The following is a 24,617-nucleotide window of genomic DNA, read 5'->3' as shown; positions in this document are numbered from 1 at the left end:
AGGGCAGTGAAGTTGAAATAATTATGTTGAACAAAAAAAACCTCAATAAAATATTCCCATGAACGGGAATATTTTATTGAGGTTGTCCGATTTTTATAATCTAATGTTACTACTTAAAAAACATTGTAAATATCTCCTGAGAAAAATAAGTCATCGGTTTTTTTGAAGTTCGAATCCTTTTTCACCTGTGCGGTAAGGGCATCTTCCCTTTCTTCCAAAGTAACGTCGTCAAAAGCCCTAATGATACCTGTAACCAAAGGGTATTCCATACGTACCAACATTTGATGTAACGTTGGGTCTTGTTCCTTGGCATCGTGTACCAGTAAATCAGCTTCGGATATTCCGTTTTCACCAATGGTCACAACCTCTAATTTCAAACCGTTAAGAACAAGTCCTTTATCCCGGTCTTTTCCGAAAATCATGGGTTGGCCATGTTCTACAAATAGGGTTCGGTCGGCGCGAATCGCCTTATCGGTATATTTAGCATATGCCCCATCATTAAATATTGGGCAGTTCTGAAGTACTTCAATCAGGGAGGTACCTTTGAACTTTTCGGCATCGATAAAAATCTGGGTCATTTCTTTAGGGGTGTTCCCGGATATTCTTCCGAAAAATCGAGCTTGTGCCCCTAAGGCCAGTTCCCCAGCGGAAAACGGGGGTTGTGTGTTTCCGTAAGGTGATGATTTCGTTTTTTGACCCACTAATGAGGTCGGGGAGAATTGTCCTTTTGTAAGTCCGTAAATCTCATTGTTGAACAAAACGATGTTTAGGTCAATATTCCTTCTTAATACATGTATGAAATGGTTGCCGCCAATGGCCATGGAATCCCCATCACCTGTAATGACCCAAACGCTTAATTCGGGATTGGTCAATTTTACACCTGTTGCAATGGCCGGGGCCCTACCATGAATACTATGCATGCCATAAGTATCCATATAATAAGGGAAACGGGAAGAACACCCAATTCCTGAAATAAATACGACATCTTCTTTTTTCACCCCCATTTCAGGAAGTGCCTTCTGCATGGATCGTAAAATGACGTAGTCATCACAACCAGGGCACCATCTTACTTCCTGGTCACTTGCAAAATCTTTATATGTATATTCTTTTACTGCTGTTTCCATATTTATTTCACTAAAGATTTAAACTTTTCTACCAATTCATTATTTGCGAATGGCAGGCCTTGTATTTTGTTGAATTGTAGGAAGTCGAATTCACTGCAATTGATTTTCAATACATTTACGAATTGTCCGCTGTTGAGTTCGCAGACGATTATTTTCTTGAATTTTTTTAAGACCTCATTGGTGTTTTTCGGTAAGGGGTTAATATAGTTGAAATGAGCGAGTCCGATAGTGTTATACCCGTCTTCGTTCAATTCCTTCACAGCGGAATGTAAACTACCGTAGGTTCCTCCCCAGCCTACAACCAGAAGATCGCCTTCATCAGTAAATTCCGTTGTAATATCCGGAATATAGTTTTGTACCCTTTTCACCTTTTCGGCTCGTATTTTTGTCATGTATTCGTGGTTCTCTGGAACGTAAGATACGTTGCCCGAAACACGGTCTTTTTCCAATCCTCCGACCCTGTGCTCCAATCCTGATGTGCCGGGAATGGCCCAATTTCTTGCCAAACTTTCTTCATCACGGTCATATGGATGCCAATTTTCACTGGCCTCTTTGATAAGGTTGTTGTTTATTTCCGGCATATTGGTAACGGATTGTATTTTCCATGGGGCCGATCCATTGGCAATATAACCATCGGTCAAGAGTAGAACCGGTGTCATATGTTCCAAGGTAAGTTTAGCCGCTTCATAGGCATACTCGAAACAGTTGGCCGGGGTACTTGCCGCAATAACTATAATCGGGCTCTCTCCGTTTCTGCCGTACATGGCCTGTAATAGGTCCGACTGTTCCGTTTTTGTCGGTAGACCTGTAGAAGGTCCACCACGTTGTACATCCACTATGACCAAAGGCAATTCTATCATCATGGCGAGTCCTAAGGCCTCAGCCTTTAAGGCCAATCCGGGACCAGAAGTAGTTGTTATGGCCAAATCACCGGCAAAAGAAGCTCCAATTGCAGAGCTTATGCCCGCAATTTCGTCTTCGGCCTGTAAAGTCTTTACCCCAAAGTGTTTGTGTTTTACCAATTCGTGCAAAATGTCTGATGCGGGCGTAATGGGATATGAACCCAAGAATAATTCCAGTCCGGATTTTTCCGCAGCCGCTAAAAATCCCCATGCAGTGGCTTTGTTTCCCATAATGATCCTATAGGTGCCAGGCCTCATTTTGGCAGGGGCTATGGTATATGCGTTTGGAATCAATTCCAAAGTTTCGGCAAAATAGAAGCCTGCATTCAAGACCTTGGTATTGGCTTCGATGAGCTGAGGTTTCTTTTTAAATTTTGTATTAAAGAAGTCTATAGTATGTTCCCTAGATCTACCGTACATCCAATAAACCATTCCCAAGGCGAACATATTCTTGCTACGGGTAATGGCTTTATTGTCCAGTCCATCCACTTCCTTCAAGGCCTCTTTTGTCAATGAAGACATGGCGACTTCAATTACCCTATAGTTTGCCAGACTGCCATCTTCTAGAGGATTGTTTTCGTAAAGGGCCTTCTCCAAGTTTTTTTTCGTGAAGGAATCCGTATCCACAATAACCGTATGACCCGGTTTTAAGGCATGTAGATTTGTTTTAAGGCCTGCAGGGTTCATAGCAACGAGTAAATCTACATTGTCGCCAGGGGTGTTGACCTCAACACTACCAATATGTACCTGAAAACCTGAAACGCCGTATAAGCTACCTTGAGGGGCCCTGATTTCAGCAGGATAATTCGGAAATGTAGATACATCATTACCGAACATTGCGGAGGTATCGGAGAATTGGGTACCGGTCAACTGCATACCGTCTCCAGAATCACCAACAAAACGGATAACTACGGCTTCTAAAACTTTTTGCTTTTTCTTTTCTATAGCTGTAATCATAAGATTTTATTTTTCTAGGAAGAGTTCTATTATTTTTCGGTAAATTTAGGGACTAAAATTTAATTCACCTTAAGTTTCGAAATATGATATTTATCATTAAAATATGATGGTCTATATGATAACTTCGTTACCTAAATAAAATTAAGCAAAATGGCTATAATAATTACAGATGAATGCATTAATTGTGATGCTTGTATTTCTGAGTGTCCCAACAATGCGATTTATGAACCAGATCAAGAATGGAGCTATTCTGATGAAACTGAATTAAGTGGCACGGTTACAACCCCCGATGGTAGGGAGGTTGATGCTGATGAGGAAAACGAACCTATTTCAGATGAATTCTATTTTATCGTTGCCGACAAGTGTACCGAGTGTAAAGGGTTTCATGATGAGCCGCAATGTGCTTCAGTTTGTCCTGTTGACTGTTGTGTTCCTGATGAGAACCATGTCGAGACAGAAGATGCCTTGCTAGCTAAAAAGGCTTGGCTACACGGGGAATAACAAATTCCTCTTCAAATGTTTTAAAACTGACAGGGGTATTTCAGTTATGAGGTGCCCCTGTCAGTTTATGTCTTAAATATCCGTTTTCATATTTTGGCAACCATTCTTCAAAGCCGAAAAACGGAGAGGTCTTTCATTATGTTATTATAAGGACTGTTATTTTTCTTCATTATTCTTTTTTTTTCTCTTGTTTTTTCTTTAGTTCCTTAAACCGTTAACCTGACAAATGTCATAGTCTGGCCGTTGAAGTCTTTTTAGCTTTATCCATATTTAAATCCGATACCTCGGCAATTCGCGACTTCTTTTATGCAGGGTTCTTTTCCCAAATTTGTTCAGGTATCTTAAAAACAAGCGATTATCATCATGGAAAAAAAATCCAAAAAGTTAATTTGTGACGCAAATGAAGCGGTTGCAAGAGTGGCGCATAAGACCAATGAGGTTTGTGCCATTTATCCCATCACTCCTGCGTCGCCAATGGGCGAGCATGTTGATGTGTATAGCTCTAAAGGACTGAAGAACATATGGGATAATGTTCCCAGGATTGTTGAAATGCAAAGTGAAGGGGGCGCCTCCGGGGCAGTACACGGCTCTTTGCAAGCAGGTGCTTTGACAACAACGTTCACGGCTTCCCAAGGGTTGCTGCTAATGATACCTAATATGTATAAAATGGCAGGGGAATTATTGCCCTCTGTAATTCATGTTGCGGCAAGAACCATTGCCACCCATGCATTGTCCATTTTCGGCGACCATTCAGATGTAATGGCCGCGAGGCAAACAGGATTTGCCATGTTGTTCGGGGGTTCGGTGCAAGAAGCCCAAGATATGGCCTTGATTTCACAAGTAGCAACTTTAAAATCAAGGATTCCTTTCATGAATATTTTTGATGGATTCAGGACTTCTCATGAGATTTCCAAAATCGATTCAATTTCTGATGAGACCATTAAGGCCATGATGCCGGAAGATGAAATAATGGCTCACAAAAAACGTTCGTTGGATCCAGATAATCCCGTATTAAGAGGTACGTCACAAAACCCTGATGTATTCTTCCAAGCAAGGGAAGCTGCCAACCTTTATTATGATAAAGTTCCAGGTATAGTCGAGAAAACAATGGATGAGTTTTACGAACATACTGGACGTAAATACAGCTTGTTCTATTATGTAGGCCATCCTGAAGCCGAAAAGGTTATTGTAATCATGGGTTCTGGTCAAGGCCCTGTCATGGAAGCTGTTGATACCATGGTTAAAAATGGTGAAAAAGTAGGTGCCATTATCGTACGTTTATTCAGACCGTTCTCTATAAGTCATTTTGTTGATGCATTACCAGAAACCGTTACCAAAGTCGCTGTTTTGGATAGGACCAAAGAGCCAGGTAGTTTAGGTGAGCCACTTTACCAGGATGTTGTTACCGCATTTATGGAAAGTGAAAGGGAAATGCCACAGATCATAGGTGGCCGTTACGGCTTGTCTTCAAAAGAGTTTGATCCAGCAATGGTAAAATCTGTTTATGATGAGTTAGACAGAAAACAACCATTAAATCACTTTACAGTTGGTATCAATGATGATGTTTCTTTCAAAAGTCTTCCATTGGGTGGTAGATTGCAAACAGTTAAAAATACCTTTAACTGCATGTTCTACGGATTAGGTTCCGATGGTACGGTAGGCGCAAATAAAAACTCGATCAAGATTATCGGTGAAACAACGGATAATTATGTACAGGGATACTTTGTATATGACTCTAAAAAAGCCGGGGCACAGACCGTTTCGCATTTACGTTTTGGTCCTGAGCCCATTTATTCTTCATATTTGATCCACAAAGCCAACTTCATCGCTTGCCATCAATTTAACTTCATTGAAAAATATGACATTTTAAAGAGTGTTAAAAAAGGAGGAACCTTCCTTTTGAACTCTCCTTTCGATAAAGATGCCATTTGGGATGTTCTTCCTAAAAAAATGCAAGAGCAAATCGTTGAAAATGAATTGGATTTTTATGTAATCGATGCCACAAAAGTAGCACAAGAAGCCAATCTTGGTAAACGAACCAATACGGTCTTACAAACATGTTTCTTCGCTATTTCAGGTGTACTTCCAAAAGATGAGGCAATTGCCAAAATAAAAGAGGCCATCGTTAAATCTTACTCCAAGAAAGGAGATGCCGTGGTTCAGATGAACTTTAATGCAGTGGATAAATCATTGGAAAACCTTCAAAAGGTAGATTATCCTAAACAAATTACAAGTGATACGGAACTTAAACCAATGATGACCGGTGATGCCGATCCATTTGTGAAAGAAGTACTTGGGAAAATATTGGCAGGTAACGGAGATGAACTTCCTGTAAGTGCGTTCCCTGTTGATGGTACGTTCCCAACAGGAACAACCCAATTTGAAAAACGTGGTATAGCGATCAATGTTCCGGTTTGGGACGGCGAAGATATTTGTACACAATGTAATAAATGTGTGGCCATTTGTCCACATGCCGCAATTCGCGCGAAGGTGGTTTCCAATGAAGAATTGGAAGGAGCCCCTTCAACTTTAAAATCCGTTCCTGCAAAAGGTAGGCCTTTTAATGGTGCAGAAGAATCTTATGTATTACAAGTATCCGCACAGGATTGTACAGGTTGTGATCTTTGTGTAGCTGTTTGTCCTGCTGTCAGTAAAGAAGATCCAGATTTCAAAGCCATCAATATGCATGAAAAACTTGCCGTTGAAGCTGTGGAAGATCCAAATTGGGATTTCTTTATAGACCTTCCCGATTATGACAGAACAGAATTGCAGTTGACCAATGTAAAAGGATCACAGTTCTTAGAACCTTTGTTCGAATTCTCGGGAGCCTGTTCAGGTTGTGGTGAAACACCATATATAAAATTATTGACCCAATTATATGGTGATAGTATTTTAATCGCCAACGCTACGGGTTGTTCTTCTATTTATGGAGGTAATTTACCAACTACACCATATAAAAAGAACAAGTTCGGTAGAGGACCGGCTTGGGCCAACTCATTGTTTGAGGATAACGCCGAATACGGTTTAGGTATGAAATTGGCATTATCTAAAAAACAAGAGATTTCCGCTGGTCTTTTAAAAGGTTTGGAAGCAGAGGTCGGTACCGAATTGGTAGATGCCATTTTGAACAATCCTGAAAAAACGGAAGCTGAAAAAGAAGAAAACTTTTTGAATCTTAAAAAGCTAAAAGAAAAGTTGGCAACTATCAATACACCTGAAGCGAAAAAGCTATCACAATTGACCGAATACCTACGTAAGAAGTCAGTTTGGATCCTAGGTGGTGATGGATGGGCCTATGATATAGGATATGGTGGTGTAGACCATGTATTGGCATCTGGTGAAAATATCAATATAATGGTATTGGATACAGAAATCTATTCCAATACAGGTGGTCAAATGTCTAAATCCACACCATTAGGTGCAAGTGCTAAATTTGCTGTTGCTGGCAAACGTACAAGTAAGAAAAGCTTGGCCTTACAGGCTGTTTCCTATGAAAATGTATATGTTGCCCAAATAGCTATCGGGGCTAAGGATTTGCAAACACTGAAAGCCATTGAAGAAGCAGAAGCTTATGATGGTCCTTCATTGATCATTGCTTATTCCCATTGTGGTGACCATGGTTACAATCTAAGGGATGGGGCCATGCATCAGGAAAAAGCCGTTGAAACCGGTTACTGGCCATTATTTAGATTTGACCCTGCCAAACCAAAAGGCAAGAAATTTAGATTGGATTCCAAAGCACCATCTGCACCTTTAGAAGAGTTCATGTACATGGAAACCCGTTTCTCAAGAGTTGCTAAGGAAAATGCCGAACTAGGAGCTAAACTCCTTAAACAGGCACAGGAAGAAGTAGACTCTAGATGGGAGAAATTGGAGCTTTATAGAGGAATGTAATTTTAAATAGTAAGTGAAATTATCTGAAGATTGACTTTGTTTTTTGAAACCATACATTCTGGGTTGTAAAAGGTTCAGGATGTATGGAACAAAGTTCAAAAGTTTAACTATAAAAAATCGTATCAATAATGGAAGAAAAAGCCAAAAAGCTGTACGAGGAAGCGGTACTTAAGCTTAAAGAAGCCAATTTTGAGTTGTGCAGACCAGAGGAAGATGTGGTCGCTCAATTGGTATGTAGCAATGCACAAAGTGCTATTTCAAACTATTTAAGGGGTTTTCTTCTTGAAAATGGGATTGAGTCAAGTTCAAAAGATTCAATAGATAGTCTTTATGAACAATGTAAGATAATCAATGATCATTTTTCAGAAGTACACTTGACAGGTTTTGAGTGCAATGCGCACAAAGACGAATCCAGATTCTGTAATGAAAGCACACGTTTTAGTAGATGCTTTGATATTGCCGATAGTTTGGATACCTTTTTAAGGCGCGAGAAAATCATAAGCTAGAACAGTTGTGTTATTAATATTGCTTTAATAATGTCTTGGCGCGTACAGTAGATACCCCCTAAATCCGATTACAATGGTAATCATGGATTTCTACTGAGCTCGACAGGACATTTTTATTTTTGGCAAGAAGTTATTTACTTCCAAGTTTTTTGTAAGAACTGCAAGAAATTTTTATGCATTATATTTTCAATATCCTTTGTGGAATACCCTCTTTTTTGAAGCATTTTAGGAATTTTTTGTAAGTCGGAAATAGTATCGATATCTGAAGGACATTGTTCCGTTCCAAAACCACCGTCCAAGTCAGTACCTATACCCACATGATCGGAGTTCCCGGCCAATTGGCAAATATGATCAATATGGTCTATTACAGTATGAAGGGTAATCCCAAGACCACCGGGCGATGACATACCCCTGATCCAATTAGATGCCAACATCCAAGCATCCATGACCATTCCGATTACGGCATCTCTATTGATTAATTCCTTGATCTGTTCGTCTGAGAACTGTCTATTATGGTCCACTAAAGTACGGCAGTTGGTATGGCTGGCCCACATTGGTCCGTCATAAAACTTCATGGTTTCCCAAAAACATTTATCGTTGAGGTGGCTCATATCCAAAATTAGTCCTAAACGCTCTATTTCCCTTAAGAGTTCCTTTCCTTTGAGCCCCAATCCGCCTGTGCCATTCGTACCTTGGGCATAAGTGCCAGGACCATAATGAGCGGGACCAATGGCCCGTAATCCTTGTTCATAGGATTTCTCCAAGTAGTCCATTGTTATGATTGAATCGGCACCTTCCAAACTTAAAATGTAACCAATAGGTTTCTTTTCTTGGGAAGTGTTCCAAAGCTCCAAATGGGCATTTAATTGCTCATAATTACGAATTTGAACCATTTCCCCTAAATCTTCCATTGTTTTATACCATGCCAATTGCCCTTGGGTCTGTGCCCATGCCTGTTGTGGGGATTTCCAACCGGGAAGCGGATTGGTTTTTTTCGTGAAACGGGCAATTTGGGTAGCAACACAAAGTCCTATATTCCCTTTTCTCATGGCTCGTAACGAAACTGTGTTTTTATTACGGTCCGGTTTATCCGACATTCCTATTTCACCCGTGCGTATAGATTCTACAGACCATGTTAAGTCCCTGTTCCATTCCATGGCATTCATAGCGAGATCTAAATGGGCATCGAATATGAACATACTAGATAGTTAATTTTTGGTTTCTTGCAACGACCTTCCAAGAGCCGCTTATTTTGTGGTCCTCAACAGTGGAAACACTTTGGTATTTTGCCACCGTAGGGCAAATATGCATGGGAATAGCGTAAAAGACATCTCCAATTTTGTGTTTATTGCCATCATTACACTTTACTACCAAATGCTCTTCGCTCTGGGCTATTTGTGGACAATCTTCCAATCCTAGGATTTTCAACCTTGGGAAAGACATTTCGGGAGCAATAGATTTATGTCCCAAATCAAAACAAAGTAAGTCGGATCCAGGCTTACTGATGATTCTGGTTATCAACACAGAAGATGTAAGAAAATACATATCTTTTAATATAGTACTATAACGTTCATCCCATAATAATGTTGTGCCGGGCGATGTTTCGATATTTGCCCTTTTGCTATGTATAGGAAAAGTTGGGCTTCCCCCAATGACCATTTTAATAGGTCCTAAGCCTTTATTTTCCAATTTCATCCTTAATATTGATACAGGTTCGAAAGCTAGATCACATGCTATTTTTCGTTCATCGAAATCAGATTGGTTAATATGGCCGTCATAGGCGTGTAGTCCTCTTGCGTTTATATAGGTGCTGCCGACCATTCTTTCATAAAGGGTTTCAGCCATGGGTCCGGCAGGTATACCCGTGCGATGCATACCGTTGTCAATATCTACCCAAAGATCAATTGTGATTTTCTTTGATTTTGCCGTTACAATGAATGTATCCAAGGTATTTGCATTATCAACCAATGTCGAGAATTTCGAATTTGGATAGGTCTCCATCAAGCTAAAAAAACGTGAAATGTTGGGCCCTACCGGTTGCATGGCCAAAAGTATATCCTGTACCCCGCAGTCGGCTAATAATTCGGCCTCGGCAATGGTTGCGCATTTAAATTTATAAATGCCCAGTTTCATTTGCATTTGGATTATTTCGGCCATTTTATGGGTTTTGATATGAGGTCGAAGAAACTCCGTGCCACCCGCTATTTTCAGCATGAGCTGAATATTCTTTTTTATCCTATCCGGATATACCAATAGTGACGGGGAAATCACCTTGGTAGTATCATTTATTTCATACCATTTTAAACGTTGCATAAATCACTGATGAATTTCGAACATTGCTTCAATCTCTACGGGAATATTTCCGGGAAGCATCATTCCCACTGCGCTGCGTACACCAACACCTTTGTCATTACCGAAAACGTCTGCCATAAGTTCGCTAAAACCATTGATGACTAGGGGGTGTTGTTTAAATTCCGGCGTTGAATTCACCATTCCCAAAACTTTGACTACCCGTTTTATCTTGTCAACAGAACCGAAATGTGTAATAATCGTGGAAAGCATGGTAAGGCCAACCTGCTCTGCGGCCAATTTACCTTGACCTAAATTCAGGTCATCACCTACACGGCCGGTCATCAGGGAACCATCCATTTGCATAGGACCCTGACCAGAAACGTAGAGAAAATTGTCAACTACTAATACGGGTTTGTATAAACCCGCAGGTGGTGGGGCGGGTGGAAGTTGTAATCCTAAAGCCTTTATTCTTTCCGAAGGTAAATTATCCATATGTTTGTTTTTAAATGAATATATCCAATATCAATACTCCTACAAGCCCCATAATACCGACTGTGGTTTCCATAACTGTCCAAGTGCGTAAAGTGTCTTTAACCGATAGGTTAAAATATTCTTTGTACAACCAAAATCCCCCATCATTGACATGGGACAACATTAAACTACCCGAGCCTATTGCCAATACCATTAATTCCGGGCTAACACCGGAAGATGATAAAAGGGGCATTGCAATGCCTGCAGCCGTTAAACCTGCTACCGTGGCAGAACCTACACAGACACGTATGACCGTTGCTATCAACCATGCCAAGATCAATGGCGAAATAGTAGAGCCTTTCATTAAATTCCCTATATAATCACTTACACCACTATCAATCAAAACCTCTTTTAATCCGCCTGCACCTGCAATGATCAATAATACCATGGTAATACCTGCAATTGCATGGGAAACGGAATCCATAACTTCTTTCATGGTTCTTCCTCGATTCAAACCGAGGGTGAAAATTGCCAGTAGAACTGAAAGAAGCATGGCAAAAACGGGATTGCCAATAATTGAAGTAATTTGTAGTAAAATGCTTTTTTCGGGTAATATCAGGTTTGCCAGTGCTGCGATTCCTATTAAAATGACAGGGAATAAGGCAGTTATAATGCTAGTTGCCGTACTGGGCATTTCTTCATCGGAAAGTACTTTTGTATTTACGAATTCCTGTAACGGGGTAGCTTTTATATTTTTTATGGTTCTCGAAAATAAGGGGCCTGCTATTATGATTGCTGGTACGGCTACAATTAAACCGTATAATAGGGTTTTGCCTATATCCGCATTGAACATTACCGCGATTCCTGTTGGTGCGGGATGAGGTGGTAAATAACCATGTGTAACCGATAATGAAGCCAACATGGGAAGTCCTACATAAATTAAGGGTAGGCCGGTGGTTGCCGCTACCGTAAACACCAGTGGAATGAGAATCACGAAACCTACCGTATAAAACATGGGAATACCTACAATGAACCCTGTGAGAACTACGGCCCATTGAATGTTTTTTTTACCGAACTTGTCTACCAATTTGGTTGTTATGCGTTGGGCAGCACCGCTGTCGGCCACCAATTTTCCTAGCATGGCTCCAAACCCGAGAATCATGATCAAACTTCCTAAGGTCTTGCCTATTCCCTTTTGAATTGCATCTAACACCAAAAGAAATTCCATTCCTTCGGCTACTCCGACTACAAGGGAAACAATGATAAATGAAATAAAGGCATTGAGTTTAAATTGGGCAATAAGTAAAAAGAGAAGTAGTATTCCGATAATTACAATGAATAAAGGCATAAAGGGTCATTTTAGGAAATGATAACCTTTAAATATACTCTTTTTGTAAAAAAAAGGGGCTAATGAAAGCCCCCTTTTTTCTATTCCTTTTCTGGGGATAAATATTTGTAAACCATACCGGCAAGTAGTGCTCCAACAATTGGGGCGACCCAGAACAACCATAGTTGACCTAAGGCCCAGTCCCCAACGAAAAGGGCTTGGCTTGTACTTCTGGCAGGGTTTACCGACGTATTCGTAACGGGAATACTAATAAGGTGTATCAAGGTTAAGCATAGACCAATGGCCAAACCGGCCAAATACTTTGGTGCCTTGGAATGGGTTGCCCCCAAAATGACGAAAAGGAAAATGAACGTCATTACTATTTCGGTCACCAACGCTGCCATTACGCTATATCCTCCAGGAGAGTGCTCCGCATATCCATTGGCAGCGAATCCGCCAAGTTCAAAACCGGGTTGTCCCGAAGCGATGGTGTAAAGAATACCTGCACCAGCGATTCCGCCCATAACTTGGGCAACGATGTATGGGACAAGTTCCTTTCCGCTAAAACGACCTCCCATCCATAATCCGATTGATACGGCCGGATTCAGATGACAGCCCGAAATATGTCCTATGGCATAAGCCATGGTAACCACTGTTAAACCAAAGGCAAGTGCCACGCCGACAAACCCGATTCCCAATTCAGGGAAACCTGCTGCCAAAACAGCGCTTCCACAACCACCAAGTACCAGCCATAAGGTACCGATAAATTCTGCTACTAATTTTTTCATTTTCAATGTTTTAGTTAATGATAAATAATGTTAGTGATGCCTAAGGTATGAAAAATTAAAGTGTGTTTTACTTTCTAAGTATAAGGGCCTTTTTTAGCGATTCTCCCTTTGGTTTCTACAAGAAATAACAGGTTTTGATTATATTGTAGCTTGTTTTTACCTGTAGGGCCAGGTACGCTATATGGCGATGAAAGATTTGTAAACGGCCATATTTGGATATTTTTTTCATAACGATGGGGTGGGAAAAAGACGACCCTACCATAAGCGATCGTTTAAGGATAGCCCAACGCGGTTTCTATAAAAACAGTTATGGACCAACAAAATGCAGATGGAAAGTCCTGAATTGGCAAAAAAAACAATATGCCGAACTGCAAGTTCAGCTACGAAAATTCTTGGATGACGATGTTCCTAGGATTGAAAAGGTATTGGTCAATGCCGGGCCCCCACCTTTTATGTAGTGATAATTAGTGTAAATGAACGGGTATGGTCATAATATTTTTAATATATACCGTGATAATGCCCGTTAAGACAAGAACGACCAAAAAAAGTTGAATTATGGAAAAAAGACAGTTTTTAAAACGTTTTGGACAAGCGGCAATTGTAACCCCGTTTTTGCCAATGCAATTACATGCGTTACCCACGGTTTGCAATAGACCTTATCCTGTGGATGATGAAGGGTTTTGGAAACGTATCCGAAAAGATTATGCCTTAAAACCGGATTATATAAATCTTGAGAACGGTTACTATAATTTTATTCCCCGGCCAATTCTATCAAAATATGTAGAACATTTGAAAATGGTGAATTATGAAGGGTCGTATTATATGCGAACGGTTCAATGGGATAATAAGAAAAACGTTGCTGCCAGACTGGCAAAAATGGTTGGGGTTAAGACAGAAGAATTAATAATAACAAGAAATGCAACGGAATCTTTGGATATGGTAATAGGAGGATTTCCTTGGAAAAAAGGGGATGAGGCACTTTTTGCAGTACAGGATTATGGGTCGATGCAGGATCATTTCAATCTAATTTCAAAACGTTATGGTATCGTCAATAAAGTGGTCTCTGTTCCCAATTACCCTGAGAATGATGAGGAATTGGTGAAATTGTACGAAGATCAGATCACTTCAAAAACCAAATTGTTGATGGTGAGTCATATGATCAATATCACAGGGCATATATTACCCATTCGAAAAATCTGTGATATGGCCCATAAATATGGGGTTGAGGTGCTGGTTGATGGAGCTCACTGTATCGGTCATTTTGAGGTAAATATTTCAGAATTGCATTGTGATTATTATGGGTCAAGTCTTCATAAATGGTTGAGTGCGCCATTAGGGACCGGGTTACTTTATGTGGCCGAAAAGAAAATTCCCAAAATTTGGCCCTTATTGGCCGATTATGGTAAAGACGAATCCAAAATACAACGTCTGAACCATACAGGAACACATCCTGTACATTCAGATTTGGCCATTAATGATGCTATTGACTATCTTGAGATAATCGGTATTCAACGAAAAGAGAAAAGAATGAGGCATTTGCAAAGATATTGGAGTGATCAATTGCGTGGAGTCAAAAATATTGTAATTAATACACCAAAAGAAGAACATAGGTCTTGCGGAATAGCAAATGTGGGTATAAGTCATATTAGGCCAGCTGATTTGGCCAAGATTCTGTTAGATGAATTCCAAATTTTTACCGTGGCCATTGATCATGCCAATGTGCAAGGCTGTAGGATAACACCAAATATCTATACGACCATAGTGGAGTTGGATAAGTTTGTCGAGACCATGAAAACTTTGGCTCTCAGGACGTGAACTTTTTATTTATTGGCCTTCTTGTTCGAATATTTGCGCACTTAATACAAGGTTAAATAAAAAAAATGGTTTTATAAGAACCTACCTCTTTCGTTATCTTTGTTAAGATGAAAAAGAAGAAGCCAGACCTAAGTACGATTATTTTTGCGATAGTCATTATTTTAATGATCGTGCCACAAACACGAATGCCTATCCAGGAGGGTTTAAGTAAGATTCGTATGGTATTGTTCTCTCCTTCTAAAATGGATGAAGAAGAACAAATACAATTAGAGCCCTTTACCTACCGGTTGTCCCATTTGGATGGTTCTGCTGCGAATGTTGAAATCGGAAATGGCAATGTGACTTTCCTTAGTTATTGGGCTACTTGGTGTCCTCCTTGTAGGGCAGAACTTCCTAGTATACAAGAATTGTACAATGATTATGGTGATAAGATGGATTTTGTACTCATTACCCATGAAGATCCCGAAGTAATTCAAACATTTTTGGACAAAAAGCAATATAATCTTCCCGTTGTTCTGCCTCAAATGGAAACTCCCGCCTCACTTTTTGAGCGAACCATTCCAACCAATTATATAATCGATAAAAAAGGGAAGGTTGTAATTAAAGAACAAGGAGCAACGGATTGGTACAGTGATAAGGTGCGTAAAACTTTAGATGTTCTTGTAGAAGAATAAAAAGCAGTACGATGAATTTTTTATCGAAATATTAAATAGGTCTTCATTATTTTTTATTTTAGTTAAACGCTTCAAAGGTTATGGGTTTTCATCCATGGGAAATTTTTGACCTAGCTAAAGGCATCCCCCATATTATAATAAGAACAAGGTATTATTAGGGAATATTCCCAACTTATATACTTGAAATTGAAAAGAATCCTGTGATTTGTTATGAACAGGATGTTTTTTGTGTTTACTAGGTAAACAATGGTTTACATATGTCGTTTGACCTAAAAAAACTTAATAACAACTAACTCTATGAAAGACTACGTAACATCGCTCCTAGGTTTAGGGTTGATAGCATTCCTAAGCACTTCGTTCTCCCCAAAAAAGAATGTATTTGAATCATATGGCAATTTGACGCAAAACATGGTATTCAATACCGATGGTCTTTATTTTGCCGAGTTCTATGATTACATCTTTAGGGGCCATTTTGAGAATATTGAAATGAAACGGGAAGATACCGATTTCCTTATGATTTTTGAGCAATATCTAAGAGCATATGGACGGCAATGTGATGACTATTTACCAGCAAATAAGGTGAAGATCATGGATGAGGTTTGCGCTAGGAAAGAGGAGAGTTTTAATATGTATGGAGATCTTCTAAGTAGTGTTTGTGTTGAATATACTTGGGTGCCATCCGGTCTATATGCCAAGCCCGATCTTTATAATGCTAAAATGGAGGTTGATAGAATTCAGAGGTCTATGGGCTTACAAACCGTTATGTCTATGATAATGGACCCAAATGCCATGGGGAATTCAGTTGATATGATACATAAAGCCAATGGTCTAAAAAATGATATGGCGCGTATGTTCACCTTGAATCCAGGAAATAGTGCGGGAATAAAGCGGTTTGAGGAAAACCTGAAATTATTCGCATTGCAAAAACCAGGGATTCGTATGCAAGAAAGTAGCAAGTTCGCGGTTATGAAAAAATCCGGCGGCCCCACCGGAGCTCAGAATCTTGGCGCATTGATCAATGACCTTATAGTAAATCAAGCGAAGACATGGGCCTTTAATAAATATGTGCCTAGTAGTGTCTCTGGTGTTCGTATAGAATCGACCGATAACCAGGGAAGGCCAAAGTCCGTTAGGGCAAATTACAGTTTTAAAGGATTTGGCAACAGTTCTAATGGTTGGGTACAGATAACCTTTGTTGATGGGTTGCCCGAATGTATGTATTTTTTTGACTTTCCGTCTAATTGTAAGACACCTAATAGTAGTATTGTAGCCTCTTATGCTCAGGGAGATTACAAAAAATAATCACCCTTGGTATTCGAGGGTCTAACGTTATTCCGGGAATTTATAAACTATTTATCCCGATTAAATGCACATACCTTCGTTAAGGTGTTTTAGGGGTTCGTTGCGTTCATCGAGCATTTTTTACACTTCATCCGTGTTTTTGTCAGTTACCGAAAAATAAGGGGTTTTGAACGTTTTACAACCCTGCAGGATACGCTCTGCTGCGTTTTTATTATATAAAAACGCAAGTCATGAAAACTATCTTAACTTTAATATTTGTTCTTACGATCGGAATCACTGCGCAAGCTCAAGATGTCAAGGCCGATGTTAAAGTTGAAACCGTTGAAAAAACGATAATGACCTCTGCAAGTAATGAGAATACAGTTGCGCGTTTATATAAATTCAAAAACTCTAGGGTAAAGAAAGCATTGTCTTTCACCACGAAAAGAAACAAAGCCAAAATGGCGTAATGGGTTTTTTCGTTATAAGTCCAATTCTTCCAAAAAGCTATAATACCTTCACGATGTAACTAAATAAAGTGAAGGTATTTGTGCTCAATTAAGAACGGTCGTATTTAAACGCCTAGGTCCGTAATCTTTTTTTCGTATAGTTTTTTACTTTCCACAACGGCTATGTTCAGCTCTTGCATAATTCCGTCAACACGTCCTTCGATACTTTTCATTTGGTCATTTATATTATCGAAAGAATTTAGGGCGGCAGCTACCTCCAGTGCTTTTACAACTTCGACGGCATCACCATGGAGCAACTTAAGTTTGTCAATGGCTTTTGAAGTATTGGCCAAGGTGCCATTGTATTTGGTGCGTGCTTTGTTTATTGCCTTTAAAAGGGTTTTTTTGGCTTTTTCGTCGCTAAGGCTGTTGGTTTGGGTTTCCATGGCCGTAAAAAGATTGGCGGCTTTTTCTTTTAGGTCTTCATATTCCTTGTTCAGGTTCTTTACGCGTTTGTCCACTTTTTCCCAATCGCCATAGACTTTTGCAAATTCTTTGTCTTCATTCTTGGTGTCTTCCAATGCACTTTTGAGGGCATTGAGCGTTTTTAGGCCTTTGGTAACGTTTTTATTGGCATTTTCCTTTTTCTTTTCAAAGTCGTTTACCTGCGATTTAAACTGTTCTTTTAATCGGATCAGGTCTTCTGGGCTTTTATCCTTCCAACAGGAAACGAACAATAGGGCCATTAAGGCCAAAAGTGGAATTCTTTTCATGGTATAGTGTTTAATCAAATTTGCGCTAAAATAATGATTTTGGGCAATTTCATGATCTTGGGTCGTAAAAGGGTGTAAAACCATTTATCTAACCTGATAAAAATCATATTAATCACTGGACTATTGGGGTAATTTCGATATTTTTACGAGTCTGAATTACTTCAGGGACTAACCAAACGTATAACCAAACAGAATTTCAAAGTATGCTTACGATTAGAAATGAAAAATGGTTGACAAACAGTATGGTGCTCTTGCGGCTGTTTGTAGGCTGGCACTTTCTTTATGAAGGTATTATAAAATTGTATAACCCAGATTGGACCTCTGTCGGGTACCTTGCTTCTGCCCAAGGCCCTTTTCGTTCCTTTTTTATATGGATGACCAGTGATGCGATGATCGGCATTGCCGATTGGGGTAATAAAATAGCGTTGGTTTTTGTTGGCCTTACCCTTTTGTTGGGCATTTTTGAAAAATGTGGGGCAATTGTCGGGGCGGTATTATTGGCCATGTATTATTTGGCACATCCTTCTTTTCCTTGGTTAACAGAGGTTAGTGTTGAAGGCAGCTATTGGTTTGTGAACAAAAACCTGATTGAACTTATGGTCTGTGTGGTCATTTATCAATTGCCAACTTCCCGGTATTTTGGACTTCAAAGATTCTTCGATAAGAAAGAAGTGTTGACCCAATCAAATTAAATACGATCCTTAATACAATAAAGAGTTACAAATGAAATTTACAAGAAGAGACGCTTTAAAAGGTTTAGGTGGTATTCCCCTCATGGGGGCAGTTTGGTGGGCCGGGGCGGCCAGTACCGTTGCTAAGAAAAAAGAACGTTCCGCCATTTTGGAACAACTGAACATACAACCCTCATTGCCAGCTGCCGTGCCAGGTATTGGAGGTGATCCGATCAGGGTCGGTATTATAGGTTTTGGAATAAGAGGGGAGCAGCTTTGTCGTGCATTAGGTTTTGCTACGAATGAATGGAAAGAGGAAATGCGCTTGGCAGCAGAGGAAAACCCCAATAATTCCACTTTGGCGGATTTTGAAGCCCAGGATAAATTGAATGTACATTTAGCAGGTATCTGCGATATTTTCGATTACAGGGCAAATAAGGCTTTGAACTCCTTTAACACCCCAGATAATAAAATGGAGCGTTTTCGTACTTATCAAGAGATGATACGTTCAGGAAAGGTCGATGCAGTGGTAATTGCCACTCCAGACCATTGGCATGCTCCTATGACCATTGATGCCTTGGAAAATAATATACATGTGTATGTTGAAAAGCCGATGACCCATAACGTGGAGGAAACCTATCGTTTAAGGGAGGCGGCGCGTAATTCCAAAGCCACTTTACAAGTAGGTCACCAACATAGGCAAACCTTGAGTTTTCAGACGGCGAAAGATATTATCGAAAAAGGAACCATAGGGCACGTTTCATTGATACAGACCAATACCAACCGAAATGACGACAATGGGGCTTGGATGTACGATATTCATCCCGATGCAAGTCCGCAGACCATAGATTGGGATATGTTTTTGGGTTCTGCACCGAAAGTCCCCTTTAACAAGAACCATTTCTTTAGATGGCGTAAATGGTGGGCTTATGGTTCAGGGCTTTCGGGCGATCTATTGTCGCACGATTATGACCGATTGAATTGTGTCTTGAATATGGGAATCCCGGATTCGGTAATGACCTCAGGGGGTATCTATACCCATAGGGATGGTCGTAATGTACCCGATGTGCTACAAGTAAATATGGAGTATCCGAACTTCTCTACCGGAAGCAGCCAGGCAAAAGGGAAAGAGCAAGGAATGACCTTTGTGTATAGTGCAACCTTGGGAAACGGTTTTAACCGCCCTACGATCTTAATGGGACATGATGGTACCTTGGAACTTGGGAATCAATTGACCATTTGGCCAGATAGGCAGTCTACGCGATATGCCGATAATATTGAAAATGAAAAAATGAGTCCAGGGGTGCCGATCTACCAATACGACCCGGGAGCTTCTACTCCGGACGGGGTCGCTTCGGCCACTTCACAATATTTTGCTGATAAAGGATTGATGTGGACCTACATTAACGGTGCTAGGGTAGATTCTACTTTCTTACATATGCGGGAATGGTTGAGCTGTGCACGAAATGGGGGTAAGGTAAGCTGTGGGGTCAAGGAAGGTTTTGAAGAAGCCATTTCATCTCATATGGCCGGACTATCGTATAAGTTGGGAAGACGTATTGAGTGGGATAAAGAAACGGAACAATTAAAACCTATTGAAGGAATTGATTTTGATGAGGCGTTGCTTGCACCAATGTAGGTATAAGGTGGCGTTTTATGACTTTTGTTGAATTGGATGATAACGGACCCTTTTTGGGTCCGTTATTTTTTTTATTCATATTCTAAATATTTTAGATTGAAAATAGGATAAAAAAATGCCTTTAGGCGATAATTTTATTCATTTGGTTCGGGGTAAAGGAAGAATTATAGGTGGTGTTTTATCGATGTTTTCTACCGTTATATGACTTAAAAGCAAGATTTTTTATAGAAAATCATCGATTTTAATGGGTTTCAATTTCCACATCCTTAAAAAAACGGGATTAAATTGTGAATTTTTAAAAAAAATAGGGATAAACTGATAATTATCATGTTTGAAATTCCAAATCAGACGTACATTTGAGTAATTCATAATACAAACGTCATGGAAGTAAAGAAAAACCCTAGTGCCGATTTAAATAAAAATAGTGGCCTCTACTTTGTAATAGGCTTGACCCTTGTCCTTTTTCTTACCTGGAGGGCATTGGAATTTAAATCATACCCGAAACAGGATAAGATTGTAGAAATGTTGAACGTGGTTGAGGATCTTAAAGAAGATGTTCCTATTACTGAACAGATCAAAACTCCACCACCACCACCACCACCATCAGCACCCGAGATTATAGAAATCGTTGAAGATGCTGCGGAGATTGAAGAAACCGTAATCGAAAGTACAGAATCCAGTCAAGATCAAGTAGTTGAGGAAGTAGTTGATGTTGATGATGTAGAGGTAGGTGAAGAAGAAGAGGAAATTTCAGTTCCCTTTGCAATTATCGAAAACGTTCCGGTATTCCCAGGTTGTGAGAGTGCCAAAGGAAATGCTGAGCGTAAGGCATGTTTTCAAAAGAAAATCCAAGATCATATCAAAAAAGAATTCAGATATCCACAGATAGCCGCAGAAATGGGTATTCAAGGTAGGGTGTTCGTACAGTTCGCCATCAATTCCAAAGGATATATCGACGGAATCAGAACAAGAGGTCCAGATCCAGGATTGGAAAAAGAAGCAAGTAGAATCGTATCTTCCTTGCCAAAAATGACCCCGGGAATGCAAAGAGGTAGAGCGGTAACCGTGCCTTACAGTATTCCAGTGAACTTTAAGTTAGCTGATCAGTAAACAATATTAAAAGTTCCTCTAATGACGGCGGAACTGTTGGGAGGGTTGATCGTTGATCGCCTTTTGATAGTCGATTAATTTCTGAGGCCCTTCCAGCAGTATACGTACAATTTGCAAAGTGCCATCATCCTTGGTGGCAATTTGCCATTTTATAAGGGATATGGTTCCGTTTTCGATTTCAATTCCCGTTATACTCCGTGGGTGAACACAGCTACCATCATTAAAAAAAGGAATATCGCCTGGTTCCGGGAATCGAGGCCTATGGGTATGACCAACGATCGTGATTAGATTACTGTTGTTCAATATCCATTTTTTTATTCGCTTTTCGACCTTTATCAGTTCTTTATAGTTTTTAGCCGGACTAGTAGGATCGGCAATTCCCCATACCTGTAATGGTTTCCATAATATGCGGACCAAAAATCGACCCCAACGCCAAAAAGTATAATTCCACCAATCGGCTTGGTGGCCATGGGTTAAAAAGAGCTCTTGTTCATTTTCTTTATGTTTCAATATAACACCTTCATCATAGGTAATGCCTTCGAATAATTCTTTATCCTTATTGTCTATAGGTTCAAAATAACTGGAAAGATATTTCTTTACGTAAGCCTCATCCTTATATACCATGTCATGGTTGCCCCAAAGCATGTGCAGTCTGTTTTCTAGGTGAAACTGCTTAAGCAATTGAAAAACATTTTTATGGGCTTCGAATATAGGTTCAAAGGAACGGTTTTCCCAAAGTTCGTCACCGTCACCGATTTCGCAATATTGAAAACCATTGTTATAATAGTGCTTTAAGGCATGGAAGTAGATGTTGCGATTGTTGGCAAATTCATCGGCAAAACTATTGTCGCCCCTATGGCAATCACTAAAAAGAATGAATTTTGATGTGTCGTCGAACGGGACCACTTTGGCATTCTTATAAGCTCTTGTTAATCTAAAATTCGATGACATACCTGAAATTTCTATAAATATCTTAAAAAACAAGGAATGACAAAGGAGGTGTACGATAAAAATTGCTGGCTATTTTGTAATTTTGCAAGTCAAGTAGAGACTAACGTTGCGTATGGGACAATATTACGATGATGAATTTCCTTTAGACCGTTTGATCAGCTTCAACAAGTTGTTGGAGATGTATGATCGTATGGCAGAGAGCAATGATGAGTTTATTGCGGCCAAAGCTAAATACGTTTTAGAGGCACAGGCACCATATCCTGAGCTTCGGGAAGGATTTAAGGATCCTTCACTCCTTAAAAAGTATGAAAAGGTCATTGAGATTATCTTACAGGATTCCTTTTCAGAGGTATTGACCCATAACGAGATCAAAGTCGCTTCTTTACCCTATTATGATTTGATCTTCAGTGGCTCCCAAAGATTTAAAAAAATATTGGCAGCGGCGGGGGATGATTTTGAATTGAAGGCGAGAGGGGTTCCTGAACATCTTTCCTATATCATGGGGTGTACCATAATCCTTAGTTTTTACTACGGTTTCAATCTCGATTTTAAACGTCCGCTTTTTTATGATATTCCTGATGAAAATGGGGTAATGAAGCATTACCGCATACTTTATAATGCCGATTTTATGGAATTGATTCCAACAGAAAAGGCTAAAGATCTTACTCCGGAAGATGTTGACGAGTTATTGGATAATTTCGACAATGTTGAGGTATGGAAGGATAAGATTCCTCCGGGCAGTTTCATCGCAAGGGGATTTGTGATTTCAAATATGTTCGATGCCACAACCGAACATTCCATTTCCGAGATTAAATCCAGCCTTATTTCCAGGGATAAAAAGGTAAGTGATAATTTCATCAACAACCTACAGGATGTATTTAGATCTTTCTTTAATATGAAAGATTTAAGAGTGGGGTTTGTAAGCTATAATCCTGATGAGGATTTATTCGAGAAGCTTCATAATAAGGAAATGACCAGTTACTTACTGCATGATAAAATCATGGAAACCTGTTCCGCTGCTTTGTGTAAAAGGTCATACAGTAAACTATTGGACCAACACGATTACTTTGCGGTTGCCAATGTGGACAAGTATTATGAAATGTGCGATGGGGAACTACCCGCAAAAAGTTTAAAGAAACAAGGTATAAAAAGTGCCATATTCGCACCAATTTCTAATGAAGGCAAGCTTTTGGGTATTTTAGAGTTGGTTTCTACCAAAGTGAATGCGCTGAACAGTGTCAATGCACAAAAATTAGGGGACATAATGCCCTATATCGTTACTGCCGTAATGCGTTCCGCAGCCGAGGAGGAGAATTTGATCGATGCCGTTATACAAAAGGAATGTACCACGGTACACTCATCGGTTTATTGGAAGTTCAAAGAACAGGCGAAAAAGTTCATATGGGAAGAATCCGATGGAAAACAGCCATCGTTCAATGATATCGTTTTCAAGGATGTACACCCTTTATATGGTCAGATAGACATTAAGGATTCTTCAAAGGCTAGGAATTTATCCATTCAGAAAGATTTGATCATACAACTTTCGAAAATCAATAAAATAACAACGATAGCTTGGGAAAAGCAAAAGTTGCCTATTTATGAAGAGTTGATTTTCAGGATAAACAATCTATTGGAAGAAATCGAGGAAGTTTTGAATACCAATAGTGAGCAAGCTATATTTGATTTTATAAAGGCGGAAGTAATACCGATTTTCGATTATTTGAAAAGCTCGGATAAACAATTGGAAAAGATGATCTTGGCCTATGAGGATGAGATAGATCCCAAAACCGAGACCTATTACAATCACCGTAAGGAATATGATGATAGTGTAATGACTATCAATAAAAAACTTGCTTCTGTAATTGATAGGAAACAAGAGGATGCCCAAGCTATGTTCCCCCATTATTTTGAAAGGTATAAGACCGATGGGGTTGAACACAATATGTATGTGGGGCAATCCATTGCCGGTCAGTTACCCTTTAATATGCTCTATTTGAACAACCTGAGATTATGGCAATTACAGGTTATGTGCGATATGGAAAATACGCACTATAAGCTAAAGTCTAAATTACCCGTAGCTTTGGATGTGGCTTCTTTATTATTGGTTTACAGTACATCGCTCTCTATACGTTTTAGGTTAGATGAGAAACGTTTTGATGTAGATGGCACCTATAATGCCCGTTATGAGGTGATAAAGAAACGTATTGATAAATCATTTATAAAAGGAACCAACGAACGTCTTACCCAAACTGGGAAGCTTTCCATCGTATATTCACAGAAAAAAGAGGAGTTGGAATATTTAAGATACATCAGCTTCTTAAAATCTAAAGGGTATTTCACCAACAATATTGAAATTGTTGAGTTAGAAGGATTGCAAGGGGTAACCGGACTTAAAGCCATACGTGCCGAAATTCTCTATAATAAGGATAACGAGTCAGGAAAGACCTATACCTATGATGATTTAATGGATGAGTTGAAGGCTTGATTCAAAC

General features: G+C 39.6%; 21 protein-coding genes. 12 read left to right on the top strand and 9 right to left on the bottom strand.

Annotation, left to right across the window (positions count from 1 at the left end):
• Positions 1-113: 113 nt before the first annotated feature.
• Both GJ691_RS01415 and GJ691_RS01410 read right to left on the bottom strand, forming a co-directional pair.
• A complete protein-coding gene (locus GJ691_RS01415; protein WP_154363017.1) occupies positions 114-1,124 on the bottom strand; it encodes a 2-oxoacid:ferredoxin oxidoreductase subunit beta in 1,011 nt (336 codons plus the stop codon).
• A 2-nt stretch (positions 1,125-1,126) separates the two neighbouring features.
• The gene (locus tag GJ691_RS01410; protein WP_154363015.1) at positions 1,127-2,983 is read right to left on the bottom strand and encodes a 2-oxoacid:acceptor oxidoreductase subunit alpha; all 1,857 of its coding nucleotides are present in this window, start codon (positions 2,981-2,983) and stop codon (positions 1,127-1,129) included.
• Between the two features lie 150 nt (positions 2,984-3,133).
• Here GJ691_RS01410 and GJ691_RS01405 point away from each other — a divergent pair, with 150 nt between their 5' ends.
• From GJ691_RS01405 to GJ691_RS01395, 3 genes are all read left to right on the top strand, one after another.
• Positions 3,134-3,484 (top strand): 4Fe-4S binding protein, encoded by a 351-nt coding sequence (locus tag GJ691_RS01405; protein WP_154363013.1) that lies wholly within the window; start codon positions 3,134-3,136, stop codon positions 3,482-3,484.
• Between the two features lie 363 nt (positions 3,485-3,847).
• The gene (gene nifJ, locus GJ691_RS01400) at positions 3,848-7,378 is read left to right on the top strand and encodes a pyruvate:ferredoxin (flavodoxin) oxidoreductase (RefSeq protein WP_154363011.1); all 3,531 of its coding nucleotides are present in this window, start codon (positions 3,848-3,850) and stop codon (positions 7,376-7,378) included.
• Between the two features lie 128 nt (positions 7,379-7,506).
• Positions 7,507-7,884 carry a HEPN domain-containing protein gene (locus GJ691_RS01395; RefSeq protein ID WP_154363009.1) on the top strand — a complete coding sequence of 126 codons (378 nt, stop codon included), beginning with the start codon at positions 7,507-7,509 and terminating at the stop codon, positions 7,882-7,884.
• Between the two features lie 134 nt (positions 7,885-8,018).
• Here the strand turns inward: GJ691_RS01395 and GJ691_RS01390 are convergent, their stop codons facing one another.
• From GJ691_RS01390 to aqpZ, 5 genes are all read right to left on the bottom strand, one after another.
• Positions 8,019-9,083, bottom strand: a complete 1,065-nt coding sequence (locus GJ691_RS01390; RefSeq protein WP_154363008.1) for a dipeptidase — start codon at positions 9,081-9,083, stop codon at positions 8,019-8,021.
• A gap of 1 nt (position 9,084) precedes the next feature.
• Positions 9,085-10,197 carry a D-TA family PLP-dependent enzyme gene (locus GJ691_RS01385; RefSeq protein WP_154363005.1) on the bottom strand — a complete coding sequence of 371 codons (1,113 nt, stop codon included), beginning with the start codon at positions 10,195-10,197 and terminating at the stop codon, positions 9,085-9,087.
• Positions 10,198-10,200: 3 nt separating this feature from the next.
• Entirely contained in the window at positions 10,201-10,668 is a 468-nt protein-coding gene (locus GJ691_RS01380) for a RidA family protein (RefSeq protein ID WP_154363003.1), read from the bottom strand.
• 10 nt (positions 10,669-10,678) lie between these two features.
• Positions 10,679-11,995, bottom strand: a complete 1,317-nt coding sequence (locus GJ691_RS01375; RefSeq protein WP_154363000.1) for a gluconate:H+ symporter — start codon at positions 11,993-11,995, stop codon at positions 10,679-10,681.
• An 80-nt stretch (positions 11,996-12,075) separates the two neighbouring features.
• On the bottom strand, positions 12,076-12,768 hold the full coding sequence (aqpZ, locus tag GJ691_RS01370; RefSeq protein ID WP_343033442.1) for an aquaporin Z: 693 nt from the start codon (positions 12,766-12,768) through the stop codon (positions 12,076-12,078).
• A 227-nt stretch (positions 12,769-12,995) separates the two neighbouring features.
• On the opposite strand from aqpZ, the gene GJ691_RS01365 reads away from it, so the two are divergent.
• The 5 genes from GJ691_RS01365 to GJ691_RS01345 all read left to right on the top strand — a co-directional run bounded on the left by GJ691_RS01365 (position 12,996) and on the right by GJ691_RS01345 (position 17,002).
• Entirely contained in the window at positions 12,996-13,220 is a 225-nt protein-coding gene (locus GJ691_RS01365; protein WP_179954991.1) for a hypothetical protein, read from the top strand.
• 97 nt (positions 13,221-13,317) lie between these two features.
• A complete protein-coding gene (locus GJ691_RS01360; protein ID WP_154362993.1) occupies positions 13,318-14,577 on the top strand; it encodes an aminotransferase class V-fold PLP-dependent enzyme in 1,260 nt (419 codons plus the stop codon).
• Between the two features lie 107 nt (positions 14,578-14,684).
• The gene (locus GJ691_RS01355) at positions 14,685-15,251 is read left to right on the top strand and encodes a TlpA family protein disulfide reductase (RefSeq protein WP_154362991.1); all 567 of its coding nucleotides are present in this window, start codon (positions 14,685-14,687) and stop codon (positions 15,249-15,251) included.
• A 297-nt stretch (positions 15,252-15,548) separates the two neighbouring features.
• On the top strand, positions 15,549-16,553 hold the full coding sequence (locus GJ691_RS01350; protein WP_154362989.1) for a hypothetical protein: 1,005 nt from the start codon (positions 15,549-15,551) through the stop codon (positions 16,551-16,553).
• 230 nt (positions 16,554-16,783) lie between these two features.
• Complete coding sequence (locus tag GJ691_RS01345; RefSeq protein ID WP_154362988.1) at positions 16,784-17,002, top strand: hypothetical protein; 219 nt, start codon at positions 16,784-16,786, stop codon at positions 17,000-17,002.
• A 104-nt stretch (positions 17,003-17,106) separates the two neighbouring features.
• Here GJ691_RS01345 and GJ691_RS01340 read toward each other — a convergent pair whose 3' ends face one another.
• Positions 17,107-17,754 (bottom strand): hypothetical protein, encoded by a 648-nt coding sequence (locus tag GJ691_RS01340; protein WP_154362986.1) that lies wholly within the window; start codon positions 17,752-17,754, stop codon positions 17,107-17,109.
• 203 nt (positions 17,755-17,957) lie between these two features.
• Here GJ691_RS01340 and GJ691_RS01335 point away from each other — a divergent pair, with 203 nt between their 5' ends.
• The 3 genes from GJ691_RS01335 to GJ691_RS01325 all read left to right on the top strand — a co-directional run bounded on the left by GJ691_RS01335 (position 17,958) and on the right by GJ691_RS01325 (position 21,174).
• On the top strand, positions 17,958-18,446 hold the full coding sequence (locus tag GJ691_RS01335; protein ID WP_154362984.1) for a DoxX family protein: 489 nt from the start codon (positions 17,958-17,960) through the stop codon (positions 18,444-18,446).
• A 31-nt stretch (positions 18,447-18,477) separates the two neighbouring features.
• Positions 18,478-20,064: a Gfo/Idh/MocA family protein gene (locus GJ691_RS01330; protein ID WP_154362982.1), complete on the top strand. Its 1,587-nt coding sequence runs from the start codon at positions 18,478-18,480 to the stop codon at positions 20,062-20,064.
• A gap of 381 nt (positions 20,065-20,445) precedes the next feature.
• The gene (locus GJ691_RS01325) at positions 20,446-21,174 is read left to right on the top strand and encodes an energy transducer TonB (RefSeq protein ID WP_154362980.1); all 729 of its coding nucleotides are present in this window, start codon (positions 20,446-20,448) and stop codon (positions 21,172-21,174) included.
• A gap of 18 nt (positions 21,175-21,192) precedes the next feature.
• Here GJ691_RS01325 and GJ691_RS01320 read toward each other — a convergent pair whose 3' ends face one another.
• Positions 21,193-22,125, bottom strand: a complete 933-nt coding sequence (locus GJ691_RS01320) for a metallophosphoesterase family protein (RefSeq protein WP_154362978.1) — start codon at positions 22,123-22,125, stop codon at positions 21,193-21,195.
• 112 nt (positions 22,126-22,237) lie between these two features.
• Here GJ691_RS01320 and GJ691_RS01315 point away from each other — a divergent pair, with 112 nt between their 5' ends.
• The gene (locus tag GJ691_RS01315) at positions 22,238-24,610 is read left to right on the top strand and encodes a GAF domain-containing protein (RefSeq protein ID WP_154362976.1); all 2,373 of its coding nucleotides are present in this window, start codon (positions 22,238-22,240) and stop codon (positions 24,608-24,610) included.
• Positions 24,611-24,617: the final 7 nt, after the last annotated feature.

The sequence above is a fragment of the Maribacter luteus genome (genome assembly GCF_009674825.1).
Taxonomy (GTDB): domain Bacteria; phylum Bacteroidota; class Bacteroidia; order Flavobacteriales; family Flavobacteriaceae; genus Maribacter_A; species Maribacter_A luteus.
Note: the sequence above shows the minus strand (reverse complement) of the source record. Positions and strands in the feature narration are given on the sequence as shown.